The 17,185-nt window shown below is 35.8% G+C and carries 14 protein-coding genes; 6 read left to right on the forward strand and 8 right to left on the reverse strand.

The window, feature by feature from the left end; all coding sequences use genetic code 11:
- Nucleotides 1-566 precede the first annotated feature (566 nt).
- The gene (locus BMF77_RS01185; RefSeq protein ID WP_148759978.1) at nucleotides 567-1,322 is read right to left on the reverse strand and encodes a restriction endonuclease; all 756 of its coding nucleotides are present in this window, start codon (nucleotides 1,320-1,322) and stop codon (nucleotides 567-569) included.
- A 140-nt stretch (nucleotides 1,323-1,462) separates the two neighbouring features.
- Nucleotides 1,463-2,743: a serine--tRNA ligase gene (gene serS, locus BMF77_RS01190; RefSeq protein ID WP_148759980.1), complete on the reverse strand. Its 1,281-nt coding sequence runs from the start codon at nucleotides 2,741-2,743 to the stop codon at nucleotides 1,463-1,465.
- A gap of 437 nt (nucleotides 2,744-3,180) precedes the next feature.
- On the opposite strand from serS, the gene BMF77_RS01195 reads away from it, so the two are divergent.
- Nucleotides 3,181-3,762, forward strand: a complete 582-nt coding sequence (locus BMF77_RS01195) for a Uma2 family endonuclease (RefSeq protein WP_371735590.1) — start codon at nucleotides 3,181-3,183, stop codon at nucleotides 3,760-3,762.
- 20 nt (nucleotides 3,763-3,782) lie between these two features.
- Here the strand turns inward: BMF77_RS01195 and BMF77_RS01200 are convergent, their stop codons facing one another.
- Nucleotides 3,783-4,355 carry a DUF3611 family protein gene (locus BMF77_RS01200; protein ID WP_148759984.1) on the reverse strand — a complete coding sequence of 191 codons (573 nt, stop codon included), beginning with the start codon at nucleotides 4,353-4,355 and terminating at the stop codon, nucleotides 3,783-3,785.
- Nucleotides 4,356-4,477: 122 nt separating this feature from the next.
- Between BMF77_RS01200 and BMF77_RS01205 the strand changes: the two genes are divergently transcribed.
- The gene (locus BMF77_RS01205) at nucleotides 4,478-5,011 is read left to right on the forward strand and encodes a cofactor assembly of complex C subunit B (RefSeq protein WP_015080140.1); all 534 of its coding nucleotides are present in this window, start codon (nucleotides 4,478-4,480) and stop codon (nucleotides 5,009-5,011) included.
- A 456-nt stretch (nucleotides 5,012-5,467) separates the two neighbouring features.
- Here the strand turns inward: BMF77_RS01205 and BMF77_RS01210 are convergent, their stop codons facing one another.
- Complete coding sequence (locus tag BMF77_RS01210) at nucleotides 5,468-5,797, reverse strand: DUF3155 domain-containing protein (protein WP_015080139.1); 330 nt, start codon at nucleotides 5,795-5,797, stop codon at nucleotides 5,468-5,470.
- 361 nt (nucleotides 5,798-6,158) lie between these two features.
- Here BMF77_RS01210 and BMF77_RS01215 point away from each other — a divergent pair, with 361 nt between their 5' ends.
- Entirely contained in the window at nucleotides 6,159-7,514 is a 1,356-nt protein-coding gene (locus tag BMF77_RS01215) for a sensor histidine kinase KdpD (protein WP_148759986.1), read from the forward strand.
- Between the two features lie 148 nt (nucleotides 7,515-7,662).
- Here the strand turns inward: BMF77_RS01215 and BMF77_RS01220 are convergent, their stop codons facing one another.
- Both BMF77_RS01220 and BMF77_RS01225 read right to left on the reverse strand, forming a co-directional pair.
- Complete coding sequence (locus BMF77_RS01220; RefSeq protein ID WP_148759988.1) at nucleotides 7,663-8,346, reverse strand: conjugal transfer protein TrbI; 684 nt, start codon at nucleotides 8,344-8,346, stop codon at nucleotides 7,663-7,665.
- 74 nt (nucleotides 8,347-8,420) lie between these two features.
- Entirely contained in the window at nucleotides 8,421-9,107 is a 687-nt protein-coding gene (locus BMF77_RS01225) for a L,D-transpeptidase (protein ID WP_148759990.1), read from the reverse strand.
- Nucleotides 9,108-9,421: 314 nt separating this feature from the next.
- Between BMF77_RS01225 and BMF77_RS01230 the strand changes: the two genes are divergently transcribed.
- Nucleotides 9,422-10,105 carry a hypothetical protein gene (locus tag BMF77_RS01230; protein WP_148759992.1) on the forward strand — a complete coding sequence of 228 codons (684 nt, stop codon included), beginning with the start codon at nucleotides 9,422-9,424 and terminating at the stop codon, nucleotides 10,103-10,105.
- Nucleotides 10,106-10,317: 212 nt separating this feature from the next.
- On the opposite strand, the gene BMF77_RS01235 is transcribed toward BMF77_RS01230, so the two are convergent.
- Nucleotides 10,318-11,799 (reverse strand): protein kinase, encoded by a 1,482-nt coding sequence (locus BMF77_RS01235; RefSeq protein ID WP_148759994.1) that lies wholly within the window; start codon nucleotides 11,797-11,799, stop codon nucleotides 10,318-10,320.
- Between the two features lie 33 nt (nucleotides 11,800-11,832).
- Nucleotides 11,833-12,996 (reverse strand): FHA domain-containing protein, encoded by a 1,164-nt coding sequence (locus BMF77_RS01240; RefSeq protein WP_148759996.1) that lies wholly within the window; start codon nucleotides 12,994-12,996, stop codon nucleotides 11,833-11,835.
- Nucleotides 12,997-13,357: 361 nt separating this feature from the next.
- Here BMF77_RS01240 and sbcC point away from each other — a divergent pair, with 361 nt between their 5' ends.
- Nucleotides 13,358-16,384, forward strand: a complete 3,027-nt coding sequence (gene sbcC / locus BMF77_RS01245; RefSeq protein ID WP_148759998.1) for an exonuclease subunit SbcC — start codon at nucleotides 13,358-13,360, stop codon at nucleotides 16,382-16,384.
- A 116-nt stretch (nucleotides 16,385-16,500) separates the two neighbouring features.
- Nucleotides 16,501-17,181: an HAD family hydrolase gene (locus BMF77_RS01250; protein WP_148760000.1), complete on the forward strand. Its 681-nt coding sequence runs from the start codon at nucleotides 16,501-16,503 to the stop codon at nucleotides 17,179-17,181.
- Nucleotides 17,182-17,185: the final 4 nt, after the last annotated feature.

Here is a 17,185-nt window from a genome sequence, read left to right on the forward strand (position 1 = left end):
GAAGTCGAGATAATGCTCAGGATTTGAGGATGTACAGGATGTTTTTTTAATATTCATCTACATCCTCAGAAATTGCATTTTGTCTGAATCAGGATGTCCAGGATTTGAGGATGTACAGGATGTTTTTTTAATATTCGTCTACATTTTCAGAAATTGCATTTTGTCTGATTCAGGATTTGAGGATGTACAGGATGTTTTTTTAATATTCATCTACATCTTCAGAAATTGCGATAATTTTAATATTCCAGAATATCAATATCAAATATAATCCTGTTAATCCTTTAATCCTGGTTATCCTGATTCAGACAGTTAAATATTAATAGAAAACGGTGCATTACATTTCATTAACGCACTCTACGAGATGAGCGATCGCACTCGATATCCCATCCAGCGATTTGTATGATTAACACACATTAACGTAGGGTGCGTTAGCGATAGCGTAACGCACCGATTAAATATCAATACAAGACGGTGAATTACTGACATTTAAATTTTAATAGAAAACTGTTAATCCTTTCATCCTGGTTATCCTGATTCAGACAGTTAAATATTAATAGAAGTAGTGTTTATGTGAGAAAGGGTTCAGGAAGCCACAACCCTTGTTTATAAAATTTATATTCTTGAAGCCATTTACGAACGTCACTACCATTTCGTAGTTCAATTCCTAACATAGATAATTGTAATGGAGTGTACTTTTGCATAACCGTGAAGTCAGCAACTGTTACTATCATACCGAGATGCCATCCAAATTTTGAGCGCTCTGCTAAGATAGATCCAATTACACGATCAATAACCTCAACACCGACGTGATCTTTCCATCGTTTAACTTCAATAAAATAGCGAATCTTCACACCCGATTTATCTTCACGATGTATTGCAATGATATCTGCACCTGTTTGTGAATTTCGTCCAACTATACGGACATCCTCATATCCCCAACTAGCAAAAAACTCAGCAACAAGATGCTCAAATACTTGCCAGTGAAGCTTCCGTAAATCTTCTTCGTTATTTTTCAAATGCTGAATCAGATATGGCGTTAATTTTTTTGCCTTCTCAACAACATCGGATACGTCAATAATAATTGTTTCATGATTAGATACTTTCTCGCTTAATATAGCAAGAATTTTCTTCTCTGCTTTCTTGTAATAGATACGTGTAGTTGATGTACTCAGATCAAAAATATAGGCTATTTCAGAGAATGTTTTAATTCTTCCATCATCCATGCCTGTCCGCAAGCGATATATATCTCTGTGTTTGGGTGGCATTAATGAAGAGTTCTCTAAAATCTCATTTATTTGAGTATTAAGATAGTTTGGATTCATTCTTTTTACCTGTTATACTTCAGTATTATTTCAAATTGAATAATATCTAAGTTACCAAAAAACCAAGTTTTTTACTAAAAATTCCTAAATCACTCTTGTAGAGACGCACCCCCAAACACGCCTCTACAAAAACCCCTAAACTACAAAACCTCCCTACCCAAATAAACCTGCAACACCTCCGGTACTTTAATCGTCCCGTCAGCTTGCTGATAATTCTCCAAAATCGCCGCCATAGTCCTACCCACAGCCAAACCAGAACCATTTAAAGTATGCACAAACTGCGTCCCTTTCTTACCAGATTCCTTAAACCGAATATCCGCCCTTCTCGCTTGAAAATCCACACAATTAGAACAACTAGAAATCTCTCGATACTTCCCAGCAGAAGGCAACCACACCTCTAAATCATAAGTCTTGGTTGCCGAAAAACCTAAATCAGCAGTACATAAATTAATCACCCGATAGGGCAATTTTAAAGCCTGTAAAATACTCTCTGCACTGACTAGCAACGTCTCCAATTCATCAAAAGAATTTTCCGGTTTTACTAATTTCACCAACTCAACTTTATTGAATTGATGTAGTCGAATTAAACCTCGCATATCCCGGCCATAACTTCCCGCTTCTCGCCGAAAACATGGCGTATATGCAGTATGATAAATTGGTAATTCTTCCCCGTTGATAATTTCCCCCCGATACAAATTAGTCACCGGAACTTCTGCGGTAGGAATTAACCACAAATCATCTTCTGCACATTTAAAACTGTCCTCTGCAAACTTGGGTAATTGTCCAGTTCCCGTTAAAGAATCAGTATTAACTAACAACGGTGGACTAACTTCTATATAGCCATTTTCAATATGTTTAGAAAGCATAAATTGGATTAATGCTCTTTCTAAAGCAGCACCCGCACCAATAAGACTGACAAACCGAGTTTGGGCAACTTTTACCGCTCTTTCAAAGTTCAAAATTCCCAACTTTTCCCCGATTTCCCAATGTGGTATAATATTTGGATTTTCGGGTTTATATTCATCTCCCCATGTTTTCACTTCTTGGTTATCATCTTCACTTTTACCAATAGGTGTAGAATCACTGGGAAGGTTAGGAAGTGCTAAGAGTAATTGGTGAATTTGAGCTTTTAACTCCTTTTCCTGGGGTTCTAATGAGCTTAATGTGATTTTGAGGCTGTTTCCTTCATCCTTTAAAGCCAGAATTTCTGCATCTTGAGGATTAACACCAGATTTTACCTTGTGTCCCACCAGTTTACCAATTTCATTACTCCGGGCTTGGAGTTCATTGCGTTTTACTTCCAATTCCCGTTGTTGTTGACTCAAATCTAAGATAGGCTGGATCTCGTATTTACCACTACGAGTATTCAACTTTTCTTGTACTAATTGGGGATTTTCTCTAATTTGTTTAATATCCAGCATTGGTGAATTTCGTTAAGTTTTGTCAATTATACTTGATTGAGATGATTAATCGTAGGGGTTTAACAATGCTCATAGGTGTCAACTTAAGCTACAAATAGCTTATTTGTTTAGCTTCCAAACCCGCCCGGAACTTAAGTTCCGGTCTAATAGCCAAAGTAAACTAAAGTTTACTAAAAAATTTTCGGGTTATTTAGTCATCTTTAGATGACTTTTGCTATGAGACTGGGAATTCATTCCCAGGCGGGCTATGGGTTTTACGTTAAGTTGACACCTATGAACAATGTTAAACCCTATATACTAATATCACGTTTTTTATCTGCGTTTATCTGCGTTTATCTGCGTTTGATTATGATCAGTGGTAAATTTACCAAATATAGTTGATAATTAGTTCAGATACTCTTCTCCATTACCTAAGCGTTAAGGAGTTTTCAGCAATGATGACAACTCAATCAGTTATTTTAAATATCAAAAATGTAGAGTTAAGTGATGATCAATTTTATCAACTATGTCAAATCAATGAAGATTGGAAACTTGAACAAACAGCTAAAGGAGAATTAATAATTATGCCTCCAGTTGGTGCAATTAGTGGTAATAGAGAGTCAGAATTTAATGCAGATGTTGTGATTTGGAATCGTCAAAGCAAACTGGGAAAAGTATTTAGTTCTTCTACTGTTTTTACTCTACCTAATGGTGGTAAACGTTCTCCTGATGTGGCTTGGATAGCTAATGAACGTTGGGAATCTTTAACCATTCAAGAAAAAGAAAAATTTGCTAAAATTTGTCCTGATTTTGTCATAGAATTGCGTTCTCGTACAGATTCTTTAAGTCAATTACAGGAGAAAATGCAGGAATATCTGAATAGTGGTTTACGTTTAGGTTGGTTAATTGATACTCAAAATCAACAAGTAGAAATTTACCGTCAAAATCAATCTGTAGAAATAGTATCATTACCGACAAGTTTATCGGGAGAAAATGTTTTACCAGGATTTATTTTAGAATTACCTGTTTTCAAAGATTAGGATACTACAACCACTGTCAATTATGGTTTATTAATCCGATTTATTAACCACAAAGATGCTAATAAACCTGCAAAATGCGCTGATACAGTATTTGTATTTGCCTGGACTATGAGCATATCTAAACCGCTAATAATCCGAGTTGGGTCAAATAATTGAGTAGTTGCGGCTTGGGGAGATATTGACCTAGCTACCAATGTACCAACAATCGCCTGCGCTCCCAACAGGGTGACTAATATGCCGCCTAAATTTATCCATAGTCCCAAACGTAATACTTGCACGGTTTCCGCCTTGCGGGGACGATTACTAGCATTAGGGGATTCTAGTTTTTTGCCAATTCTGGTGTAGCGATAAGCCAAGTAAATACCAACGCCCAACAGAATTATGCCACAAATTGCCAAAAATACACCAAAGCCTGTGCCTGGATTATTATTGGGGCTGTTGGCTTTTTGACTAAAAATGCCAAATAATAAGACAATTATTCCAGAGATTACACCTAATACCAACTGAATCCAGAAACTAATCCAACCTGCTAGGCGAAATTGTTGGGCGATAGCCCGGATGTTAGATGATGGTGTTTCGGAGTTTTGTGACATATAAAAATTAAAAATTAAAAGTTAAAAACAACTTCCGTTTGTTGTTTGTTAGCTGTTACCTGTTTCCAGAATAATTGATAATGGTTTAAGTCTACTGAAAATTTCCGACTTAAAAATTAGTTATGGATTTTACCGTTTTGCAATCTACTTTCCTGTTAACTTTCCTCTTATCAGTTGGTTTATTTTTCTTTATACGTGCTTCAACTAAAGACCGTACAGAAATGATGCGCTTGACTTCGGATCAGGACGAAAATACATTCATGACTTCATTAAAGGAGTATTTTCGCTCTCGTGCTTATCGAGTTTTAGCGGTAGACTCTGCCAAAAATCAAGTCACTTTTGAGGGATTTGTCAGCCCTAGCTGGTTTTTAGCAGTATTTTTGACTGTATTAGCTGCCGTGGGTTTAGGTTGTCTGGCGTTGGTTTTATCAATGCTTTTTCCCGATTTTGGGCAATTTTTTCTGGGAATAATCCTATTTTCGCCTTTAAGTGGGTTATTGTATTGGAAAAAATCTGGAAGACTTGAGAAGGTGTCACTCAAGATGGAAAATATCCTGAGTGGACAAGACTTCTCAAGTATAATTACTGTGACTGCCCATAGAGATGAACTTGCTGAGTTACAAAGGGCATTACAGCTAAAGACGCTGGACACTTGATTGATTTTTGGGGATAAAAACCAGCATTCTCCACATTCATGTAGGCTTCTGACTAAAATTTTGAGTAAATCAGCAGTAGGAAGGAAAAATTCTGCTTGTGCTGTTAATCTTCCTGATGCCTGAAATGTCATAAGGAAAAATTTAAATTGGTGGACAGAGCTTGATAGTAGTCCAAATTAATGAGAGCATAAATAATTCATGCTTCATTTTTTGGATGACCTTGGCTCTGTCGCTATTCTCTTGGTGTATAAGCTGATAATAAACTGATTCATCTAACCAAATTTAGTTGATGAGAAATTAATTATGCCATGACTTGAGAGAATTCATTTAAACCCTACTGGCAAATTCAACAACAAAATTAAAAAAAGGAATTTTTGAATAACCTGGTCAAAATTACCAGTTAATTATTCACAGATTCAGAAGTCACACTTACAAGATATGATGGTCATTTGTTGTTTAGTTACTGGCAACAGCAACAGCAACAGCAACAGGTTCTTGTGCTGTTGGTGATTCTAAAGTCCTAAGACTAGGGAACAAGAAATGATTCTCTTCTACGTATTGAGCGCCAAACAGACCTTTTTCCGCCCAGAAATAACGGTCTGTTGTATGTTCATTACGTTTTACTAGTAGCAGCGCGGGTGGCAAAATACCTTCAGCTTGAATAAATTTTCTTGCTGCTGTCACAGGTTTATCTTCGCCACTTTCAATGCTGTACTGAGGAATATGCTCAAGTATGCGCCGTCCTTCCTGCCTCCGACGACTCTTCCGCTTACGTCTCCGTGCCAACCTATTGTCCTCCTGTTTCAAGCTATAGACTGTAGTTATGGCTACAAAATCCGTCGTCATTATATAAGTTCTATCTCAAAAAATCAATAGTTTTTAATGTTTTGATACAACTGGGGAAAAAACAATTAAAAATCAAGAATTAAAAATTAAAAAATCGCTGCCTTTTCAGCCATTACTTGTTACCTCTTCCCCCATTACCAGATTAAACTAGATAGCTATAAGCCTTGATTGGGGGCTGGGGACTGGGGACTGGGGACTGGGTAATTTTCTTCTTCCTTGCTCGGTGACTCCTGACTCGGTGACTCCTGACTCGGTGACTCCTGACTCCTAGATTCTTTCTTCCTCCTAGATTCCTGAACTCATGCTAATGTCTGCCAGTTCTGATTTCCTTGCTCTATGTCGAGAACAAATAGCCCTGCTAACCCAAGGAATGGGAGCATCTTTTACGGTGGTTTATTTAACACAGGAACTGGTAGAAAAGCCTATAAGTGAGGCGCGACTAATTCCGGTAATGGTGTATCCAGAGACTATAGCATTAAATTCTAGTAATGAATATGGTGAACCAGAGAATAGCTATTCTGTAAGGCTTGCTAATGTTTTAGCATTCCCAAATCAGCAACCGAGGTTATTAAAACCGACTTCTGTATCTTCTCATCCGTCGGTGGAATCGGAAACAACAGAAAAACAAAACTTACACGATGAACAGGATGAATACTTACTCAGTCATAACCAAATTGTTTTACCCCTGATTTATGAGGGTGTAATGATGGGCTTATTGGTGACTGCGAGGGACGATAGGGAATGGAATCAACGGGAAGAGGGGGAAATTGAACGCATTGCCAAAACTTTAGCGATCGCTTGCATTATAGACCAGCGGAGGGCTTGGTTACAACACCAACTCCAGCAAGAACAAATTTTGCAAGAGAGACAACGGGATTTATTAGACAATCTTTTGCATCAGCTTCGTAACCCCTTAACTGCTATCCGCACCTTTGGTAAGTTACTATTTAAGCGAATGCGACCGGTTGATCCTAATCGGGAAGTAGCAACCAGTATAGTCAGGGAGAGCGATCGCTTGCAAGAACTATTGCAACAATTTGATCAGGTTATTGATTTAAATACAGCAGATTTAGCACCTCTACCTCTACCAGAATCAAAGGTTGTTATTAATCAAAATGTGCAAAAGCCAGTTAAACCTGCATTATTATTGCCCGGAACAGGAGAACAATTAACTGATTGTTGTCTAGCAGATTTATTAGCACCTTTATTAATATCGGCTCAAGCTATTTCCCAAGAAAGAAATTTACAATTAATTACGGAAATTTCCCACTATTTACCTTTAGTAAAAGTAAATGAAAAAGCATTAACAGAAGTGTTGAGTAATATTATAGATAATGCTTTGAAATATACTCCCCCAGGTGGAAAAATCTTAGTCCAATGTGGGCAACAAAAAGGAAATTTACAAGGTATTGCTATTAGTGATACAGGTCCTGGTATTCCTCCAGAAGATTTAGAACATCTTGGAGAAAGACATTATCGAGGTGTACAGGCAAAAACAGAAATACCCGGAACTGGTTTAGGAATTAGTATTGCTAAACAGTTAATAGCAGAAATGCAGGGAAGTATAGAGGTTTTCAGTCCGGCCATTCACTCAATTATCACATTACCGCATATCCCAGGAACTACATTTATAATTTGGCTACAGTCTGTTGATTAAGTGATAGAAGTTTTATATTTAATTGGATATATGCTTAGAGAATGACAATAGTTTTTACATAAAAATAAAACGACATTTCACCATAATTCAGGGAAACAATCGCTTTATTTATATGATTAAATTCACAACTTAACTAGTGCTATTAACTCTATTGACGAGTGATCACCAAATTTGAAGTCAGGGTAATAGCTAGATCTTGTTCTGGTCTGAGGACAAAAACATCAGCTTTTTGTTTCCTCAATAGTACACTAGCTAAAGCGCCCGCTGCTGCACCACCCACAGGTTCTAAAACTTCAATTTTCTTGTTACCTGTAATTAGGGAAATTACACTAGCTGCACCGGCACCAATAGCAGCATCAGTTAATATTTGTCCAGTGCTTGATCCCTTGGTAATTGTTTCTGTTTTGGTTATAGTTCGGGAATTAGCAAAAATCTGTTGTCGTTGTCCAGAAGGAAATACTAATTCTCTGGCTACAAAACGAACACCTTGCTGATTATTCCCAGAAGATCGAGTATTTAATCTTACTGGTTGTAATTCACCAATCACTTCAGTATTGGCAGGAATTAAAATATTTCTGTTGCTATCAGTAACATTGTCAGCTATTTTCAGAGTTAGGGCTAATGTTTCACCCGGTTTGACAATAACTTTTTCCTTGTCGTAGGTAACAGGTAAAGTTACATTAGCGGGAATACTAATTGTCCGCGATTGATTAAGATTGTATCCTTGTGCTAGAACAGGACTCAAGGACAGTAAGGGAATAGCTGCACCTGTGGTAATGGCTATGGCCATGAGTGCAGCGGTGCTAGATTGCCAACGGGTAGAACGACTCATGATAAAATTGCCAATAATATGTGATATGTATGGTGACGTGGGTTGGCTAGGATAGTTTCTTGAGAAATATTTTACTAAGGAATTACAATTACAGGAGTTCCTATTTTCACAAAATTATATAGTTTTTTTACATCCTCATTATACATCCTCACACAACCATGAGAAACAGCTTTACCTACAGAATCTCTTTTGTAAGTACCATGAAATCCAATTTCATCTTTTCCGTCAGTCCAAAATCCAATCCAGCGTTCTCCTAAAGGATTTTGTAAACCTGGAGGAATAACTTCTTTACTAGAATCGAAGGGATTTTCCCAAACTGGATTTTCTACCATACTAATCACTATAAACTTACCAGTTGGTGTTTCCCACCCATGCTTACCAATTGCTACTGGATAGCTGGCTTGTAAAATATTACTTTTATAAACATAAAGTTTGCGTTGTTTTAAAACGAGAAGTAAATTAATATTTTGCTCAGAAATATTAGGAAGAATTGGCTGTGTTTGAGGGGAATTTATCTGAACTGGAGCTTGAAGCCTCAGCAATAAACGTCTCATTCTCTCAGAATATTTAGGAAGAGCTGGCTGTTCTTTGGAAGAATTGATTTCAACTGGAGTAGAGTTTGGCTGAGTAATAATTATCTGGTTAATTTCTTGCTGCTCAACTTTAGTTTGACTAATTGCACTTAATTGTAATGAGAAAAATATTACAAGAGTGGTTAAAGAAAATTTAAAAGCATTTTGATAATACATTCTACTCATCATTAATTTTTACGTTAAACATATAACTTTGTAGCCAAGATATTAGACCTCTCAGGAAATTAAGTTTTCAGCTAGATAGGTTAAGGGTTTCAGATTCTTTTTCGGAGATGTCTATTTAAGCAGGACTTACGCAACTGGCTCATTGGTAGGGTGCGTCAGATATCAATAATCTGTTTATTTGCAGGATTTATGCAGTCTGGCGCACCCTACAACAGATTTTTAGTGTGACACTTGCGTAAGTCCTATTAAGGTTACAAATTACTTTTACTCACTCAAAAAATTAATTCAGAATTCTATAGTTTATTAAACATCAAGAATTGAACAAGTGTTACCCTCTTCCTCTAATTGGCTTGTTTCGTTGTGGTTTTGTTGCAGGGTCAGTTTTTGGAGTACATTCTGGTTTTGGAGCAGGTTCAGTTTTTGGGGTTTCTGGATTTGAAGTTTCTGCTGGAGTAGATTCTGGTTTTGGAATAGGTTGTGGTTTTGCGAGAGGTTTTGGAGCAGGTTCAGTTTTTGGGATTTCTGGATTTGAAGTTTTTGCTGGAGTAGATTCTGGTTTTGGAGCAGGTTCAGTTTTTGGGATTTTTGGACTTGGAGTTTCTGCGGGAGCAGATTCTGGTTTTGCGGCAGGTTTTGGAGCAGGTTCAGTTTTTGGGATTTTTGGAGTTGGAGTTTCTGCGGGAGCAGATTCTGGTTTTGCGGCAGGTTTTGGAGCAAGTTCAGTTTTTGGGATTTCTGGACTTGAAGTTTCTGTTGGAGCAAATTCAGTTTTTGGAGCAAGTTCAGTTTTGGGAATTTCTGGACTTGAAGTTTCTGTGGAAGCAGGTTCAGTTTTGGGAATTTCTGGACTTGAAGTTTCTGTGGGAGCAGGTTGTGCTAGAGCTATTTGTAAGGAAGTTTCTAGAGTAATGAGTAAACTACCAACAATAATCAAACAAGCTCTAGAAATTAAAAAAGTCAGGTTTGCTGATAATTTTCTGTTCATTCTAATATATTTGTGAGAAAATATGTTACATTATTATGATATCAATTATTTGATTTAATTTTGCTTTCTTCATTAAATACATAAAATAATTTAACAGAATTTAAAATAATTGAAATACTTAAAAAATTAATTCTATCTTTATTCTATATTTTTGAAGATAAATTTATTCCTTAATTGTTCACGCTAATCAGTTTTTTAATCACAATTGGATACTTTTATCGAAAAAATCTATTTACCAGCATTACAATCAAAAATTTTACCACCTTCTTTTAATTTTCCATCTTCCCAGATTTCTATTTTTTCATTTGATCCATTTTGAGATATAAAAGTTACTTTACCATGTAATTTGTTATTTCTGAACTCTCCTATATATTTATTGCCATTCTTACAAATAAATTCACCTTTACCTTGAAAAAAACCATTTTCAAATTGACCTATATAACGATCTCCACTTTTAAATGTATTAATTCCTTGACCATGAAATTTGTCATCTTGAAATTGTCCTCTATAGCTATCACCATTTACAGTATAAATTCCACAACCGTTACGCTTATAATTTTTCATTTCTCCATCATATCTAGCCTGAGTTCCTGTTTTCTTATCAGGAAAAACTACGCTTCCTTTCCCAGTACCTTTCTCTCTTGATAAACCATAATATTCGCTATTACCAATCTTCAAATCTGGTTTACTTGCTAAAGGTTGACTCAGGAAAGATGTTTCTGGACAAACTAGTTGCAAATTAGATTCAGACTTAGCGGGTTGTTTAACAACAGTTGCAGGTCGTTTTAGAAAATTCATAAATGCAAATATAAGACCACTTAAAACAACCACACTAAGACACACAGGAATTACCAATTTTTGTAGTTTGATAGTAAAGGATGATAATGATTTTACTGCTTCTAAAGCTTCTGTTGCTGATTGGTATCTGAGGTTGAACTGGCAATTTACCATTTTTGTTAAAACACTAGCCAGTTTCTTGCTTACCTTTGCTTCATTTTGCCAGATTATTTCTCCACTTTGAGGATCTTCTGAAAATTCTTGCGGTAATTTACCTGTTAAAGCTTGAATAGCAATAATTCCGACTGCATATATGTCACTAGCTAATTTTGGTTTAGAATTAGCTTGTTCATTAGGCATATAACCATTAGAGCCGATAATAACAGTTGAAATAACTTGACCTTCAGTATCAGCTAACAAACCTTTAATTTCTTTAACTGCTCCAAAGTCAATGAGTATAATTTTGCTGTCTTCTTGACGACGCATCAAATTTTGAGGCTTAATATCTCTGTGGATGATATTTTGTTGATGAACTACAGCTAAAACTTCTAAAATTTCTTGTAACAGTTGAATTAATTCTGATTCACTCAATTTTTTACCAGGAATTATTTCTGCGCTTAAGTCGTAACCATCTATAAATTCTTGTACCAGATAAAATTCACCATTTTCTTGAAAATGAGCAAATAGTTTAGGGATTTGCTGACTTAAATTTCCTAACTTATATAAAACTTTTGCTTCACTCTCAAATAATCTTTGAGCAACCTGTAAAACATCTGATTCAGATGTTTTAGGTTTGAGGTGTTTAACAACAAATTTGGGTTGGTTAGGTAAATCTAAATCTTCAGCTAAATAGGTTTCACCAAATGCACCACCTCCCAAAAACTGTAAAATTTTGTAGCGGTTACGGAGAATTGTTCCTATTACTATCTTCATATTTTTTACTCTATAAATTTTACTGATGCTGTATTACTTTAATTCCAATCTATCTTCATCATCACAGATAAAAGTTTTAGTTGTATAACCGTCGGATTGACTATCAAATTTAATTTGATAAAATTTTACTAATTCTTTTGTCATGTTTGACTCAATAAAAGCGTCTCCAATATAGTCAAAATCCTCTTTTTTAATAAATCTATTCACAAAGGCATTACCTTTTAACACAATTTCTTTACCGTTGTTATTGGTAGTAGCATATAAATATATATTATCAGATCTTGTAAAATAATCAGGGGATATCTCTCCTCCTCTTTTGATATAAAGCCAACCTTTAGTTTGCTGGACATCATCTAAAGCCAGGAATGTGGCTGCAATACTTAAAGTTTCAGGACAGTTATTTATTAATCTAAGTTGATTATACTTAGGATTTTTTTCCTTTAAAGATGCAACTTTCTCTTGATGTTTTGTAAATCTTTCTGAATATAATTTCTCTTGCTCATGCTTTAAATTAATTTCCTGTTTCTCTTTCTCATACTTTAACTTAGTTTTTTCGGTGTCCTCATTTAATCTCGCAGTAATTTTTGCTTTATCTGTTTCTGTTTTATGATTACTGTCATTCACGTACCAACCGGATAAAGCAGTAACAACTGCTGCTGCTACTGTGGCAATTGCTATTACTATTTGTTTATCAGTCCAAGAATTTTTTTTATCATCTGTATTGGCTTTAGTAGAGCTATCTGGGGAGATGTTTAGATTATTAATAAGTGGCTTTGAATCACTACCAGTTAAACCTGAAGTTGGACTAATACCAGAATAATTTGTTGGTGGAAGTGGATAAATTTTGATTTCAGTAATTTTTATTTGCTGTTGTCCCAATATAATAAGACTGCCATTGTTCACTAGTAATTCTTTATTTAAAGCTAAATCATTTCCATCTATTGTAGTAGTATTTACAGTATTTTTATTTTTAATAAAAAATTGTTGTTGTTCCTCATTAAAATAAATCTCAGCTTGCTGAGATGATACACTCTGATTATTTAAAACTAAGTCACAAACATTTGGATCACGTCCGATAATTATAATTCCATTATGTTTAGCAACCTGCGTTTGAGAAATTTGTTTTTGTTGAATTTTTTGGTTGCCAGAATCATACCATTGAAAGGTGATTGCCCAAGTTAAACTATTTGTACTCATGACTATCTATTATACTTGTTATTGATTGTGCGCCTTTCGTTAAATCTTTGAGAATTTGTAGTTATAAATCCATGAATACACCTCATTATTAAATCATCAATTTTACTCATAAATAACTATCGCTTTCCATAAGGCTTGATCAGGAAGATAACGAATTAAATCTGCTGATATTTTTATGCGTATTTAGTGCTTCATTATACATAATGATTTGTCTTTGTCTAAAAAATCCTATTTATATTGTAAATTTTTGTAAAATTGATGTCTTCAAGACTAGAAACTTGCTAATTAGATAGCTAAACTAAAAACTAAGTGCATCTGTACTGTTAACTTTCAAAATTGTAAATGTGGCGCTATAGCCTGAATGATCCCAGTCCAACTTATCATCAAAAACTTTCTTAGTTACCGTGACGCAGCTTTAGATTTTAGCGGCTTGCATACGGCGTGTATTTGTGGTTCTAATGGTGCGGGGAAATCTTCCCTTTTAGAAGCTATCACTTGGGCAATTTGGGGTGAAAGCCGTGCTACTATTGAGGATGATGTGATTCATTCTGGCGCACAAGAAGTCCGAATTGATTTCACTTTCCAAAGTGGTTTGCAAACTTATCGGGTAATTCGCAACCGGGTAAGAGGTGGAACTAGTATTTTGGAATTTCAAATTGAAACTCCTGCTGGGTTTCGTCCTTTGACTGGTAAGGGATTAAAAGCCACTCAGGATGTCATTCTCGAACATATTAAGCTAGATTATGAGACTTTTATTAATTCAGCTTATTTGCGTCAGGGAAAAGCCGATGAATTTATGCTCAAACGTCCTGCTGAACGCAAGGAAATTTTGGCGGAGTTATTAAAACTAAATCAGTATGATGAGTTAGAAGAACGCGCTAAGGATAAATCTAAACTTTATAGAATCCGAGGAGAAGATTTAGAAAATTCTTTAGCGAATATTAAAATTCAACTACAACAACGGGAAACAACGGAAACTCAACGCGCTGAGTTAGAAGCGCAATTGAATAATTTACAACAAGTACAAGCTTTTGAAAATATTCAATTACAAAGTTTACAAGTTATCCAACATCAAAGACAAAGTTGGGAACAACAATTAAATTTTGTGCGGCAACGATATGATAATCTGAACCAAGATAGCGATCGCTTACAACAAGAACAAATAGCTGTAAAATCCCAATTAACAGATTTAGAAAAGATTATCAATCAACAAGTTGATATTCAAGCTGGTTATGCTCAATATCAAAGTCTGCAATCTCAAGAAGAAATTTTTGCAGCTAAATTTGAACAACATACCCGCGCTACCAATTTAAAACAACAAAAACAACAACAGCTATATAAACAAACTCAAGATTTAGAACGTCAATTACAACAAGCGGAAGCTCAATTAGCAGCTTTAGAACAACAAGAACAAGAAATTTCCCAAACCTTGAGTAAATCTGGGGATATCGAAATAGCTATATTACAATTAAATACCGCTCGTCAGCATTTGACTAACTTAGATCAATTGCAAATGCAGGTAACACCATTATTACAACAAAGAGCCAGTTTGCAAAGTCAATTAGATCGCACTCATGCTAGTCTAGTAGCGCGATTGGAGCAAATGCAAGCCACAGAAAAACAATTACAAAATCAACACCATCGTCAACCCCAATTACAACAAGCAGTAATAGAGATAGGAACGCAAATTGAAGAATTAGATAAAAAGCGAGTTTATCTCCAAAGAGTCAAGGAAAAAGGACAGGAAAGACGACATTTTCTGGAACGGTTACAAGCTCACCGAGGAGATTATGAAAAGTTATTAGGAGAACTAGAACAAAAATTGCAAATGTTACAAAATCCTGATGCTAGTTGTCCTTTATGTGAACGTCCTTTAGATGAACATCATTGGAGTAAAGTTATCGAAAAAACCCAATTAGAATATGAAGATACTCAAGGACAATTTTGGGTAGTGCGGGAACAAATAGCGGTTTCAGATCGGGAAATTCAGGTACTCAGACAAGAATATCGAGAAATAGACCAAAAGTTATCAGGTTATGATTCATTGCGAGAAAAACGGGGACAATTAGCAGCACAGTTAGAAGCTACAAGTGATGTCCAACAACAGTTACTGCAAATTATTTCTGAAAAACAACATTTAGAAAATTCCTTAGAAACCGGTGATTATGCACCAGAAAAACAAATAGAAATTCAGCAATTAGATCAATATCTCCAGCAACTTAATTATAGTGAACAAGACCACGTTCTTGCCCGTAGTGATGTAGATAAATTACGTTGGGCAGAAATTAAACAAGGACAAATTAAGGATGCCTTAAAACGCCAAGCACAACTAATAGCTAGAAAACCAGAATTAGCCGCGAATATTGCTAAATTACAATTGCAACTGCAACAAGGACAAACTGATTCTGATTGTGCGAAAGAAATCGCTAATTTAGAAAAGCAAATTGCCGAAATTGGCTATAGTTCAGAACAGCATAATTATCTGCGTCAAGGTGTGCGACAAGGGCAAGGTTGGCAATTACGTCATCAACAATTATTATCAGCACAAGCACAATATCCTCAATTAAGTCATAAAAGTCAAGATTTGGAAGATTCATTGCAAAGAATATTCAAAGAACGAGAAATATTAACTCAACAAATTGATAATATGGTTAAACAATTAACCGACAGTGCGAACCCAACAGCCCAAATTAATGCTTTAGAACAACAATTAGCAAACCGGAGACGGGAACTAGATAATAAAATATCTCAGTTGGGACAATTAAAACAAATGTCTCTGCAATTAGAAACTTTGCAAAATCAATATGAACAAGATATCCAACAGGTGCAAATTTGTAAACAACAACAGCGTGTTTATCAAGAATTAGCTCAAGCTTTTGGCAAAAATGGGATTCAAGCTTTAATGATTGAAAATATTTTACCCCAATTGGAAGCAGAAGCTAATCAATTACTTTCTCGATTGAGTGCGAATCAATTTCACGTCCAATTTATCACCCAAAAAGCGGGACGCAGTGGCAAATCAAGTAAGAAAAATGCTAAATTAATAGATACATTAGATATTTTAATTGCTGATTCCAGAGGAACGAGATCCTATGAAACTTATTCAGGAGGAGAAGCTTTTAGAATTAACTTTGCCATTCGTTTAGCTTTAGCCAAATTATTAGCGCAAAGAGCAGGAGCATCATTACAATTATTAGTAATAGATGAAGGTTTTGGGACTCAAGATGGGGAAGGATGCGATCGCTTAATTGCCGCAATTAACGCCATATCCTCTGATTTTGCCTGTATCCTCACTGTAACCCATATGCCCCACCTCAAAGAAGCCTTCCAAGCCCGAATCGAAGTGAGTAAAAACCAACAAGGTTCACAGTTACAATTATTGATGTAATCTCAATCTCTCATTTCTTCCTTTGCGCCTTTGCTCCTTTGCCTCTTTGCGCGAAATCTTAGATTAAAAATACCACCTGACTGGGATAATGTAAAAAAAATTAACATTATCTACTCATGCTGAGATTAATTACTGACTTTGACGGTCCAATCATGGATGTTTCAGAACGCTACTACCGTGTTTATCAATTGTGTCTAGAGAAAACCCGATATCCTCAACAAACAATTACAGAACTTTCTAAAGCCGAATTTTGGCAACTCAAGCGATCGCACACTCCCGAACTCCAAATTGCTCTACAATCAGGTTTAGATGCCCAACAAGGGCAAGAATTTTCCCAAATCCGTAAACAAATAGTCCACACCCTCCCCTATTTCCAGTATGATGTCCTTGTTCCCACTGCATTAGAAACACTCACCAAAGTTCAAGCAGCCGGTGTTGATTTAGCCGTGATGACAATGCGACGGGTACGAGAATTAGATTATGCTTTTAATCAATATAATTTGAGCCAGTTTTTCCCAGAAAATCGCCGTTATTGCCTAAGTAACGACTATCTAAAAACTCGTGATGTCGAAGATAAACCATTATTAATGGCTAGAGCCTTAACTGAACTCCCCCCTACGGATGATACTTGGATGGTGGGAGACACAGAAGCCGACATTGCTGCTGCCAAAAAACACGATATCAAAATTATTGCAGTTGAGTCGGGTATCCGAGATCGCAGCCAACTAGCATCTTATCAACCTGATATGATTGTGACCGATTTAAAAACGGCTGTAGATTTTATCCTCAAACAATAAAAAA

It is taken from the genome of Dolichospermum sp. UHCC 0315A, from assembly GCF_008121535.1.
Classification (GTDB): Bacteria; Cyanobacteriota; Cyanobacteriia; order Cyanobacteriales; family Nostocaceae; genus Dolichospermum; species Dolichospermum lemmermannii.

What these genes read in the sequence shown, in the direction of transcription:
- BMF77_RS01250 (WP_148760000.1), top strand. Translation starts at nt 16,501, where the DNA reads ATGCTGAGATTAATTACTGACTTTGACGGTCCAATCATGGATGTTTCA.
- BMF77_RS01215 (WP_148759986.1), top strand. Translation starts at nt 6,159, where the DNA reads ATGCTAATGTCTGCCAGTTCTGATTTCCTTGCTCTATGTCGAGAACAA.
- BMF77_RS01185 (WP_148759978.1), bottom strand. Translation starts at nt 1,322, where the DNA reads ATGAATCCAAACTATCTTAATACTCAAATAAATGAGATTTTAGAGAAC.
- BMF77_RS01195 (WP_371735590.1), top strand. Translation starts at nt 3,181, where the DNA reads ATGACAACTCAATCAGTTATTTTAAATATCAAAAATGTAGAGTTAAGT.
- BMF77_RS01220 (WP_148759988.1), bottom strand. Translation starts at nt 8,346, where the DNA reads ATGAGTCGTTCTACCCGTTGGCAATCTAGCACCGCTGCACTCATGGCC.
- BMF77_RS01225 (WP_148759990.1), bottom strand. Translation starts at nt 9,107, where the DNA reads ATGATGAGTAGAATGTATTATCAAAATGCTTTTAAATTTTCTTTAACC.
- BMF77_RS01205 (WP_015080140.1), top strand. Translation starts at nt 4,478, where the DNA reads ATGGATTTTACCGTTTTGCAATCTACTTTCCTGTTAACTTTCCTCTTA.
- BMF77_RS01235 (WP_148759994.1), bottom strand. Translation starts at nt 11,799, where the DNA reads ATGAAGATAGTAATAGGAACAATTCTCCGTAACCGCTACAAAATTTTA.
- serS (WP_148759980.1), bottom strand. Translation starts at nt 2,743, where the DNA reads ATGCTGGATATTAAACAAATTAGAGAAAATCCCCAATTAGTACAAGAA.
- sbcC (WP_148759998.1), top strand. Translation starts at nt 13,358, where the DNA reads ATGATCCCAGTCCAACTTATCATCAAAAACTTTCTTAGTTACCGTGAC.
- BMF77_RS01200 (WP_148759984.1), bottom strand. Translation starts at nt 4,355, where the DNA reads ATGTCACAAAACTCCGAAACACCATCATCTAACATCCGGGCTATCGCC.
- BMF77_RS01240 (WP_148759996.1), bottom strand. Translation starts at nt 12,996, where the DNA reads ATGAGTACAAATAGTTTAACTTGGGCAATCACCTTTCAATGGTATGAT.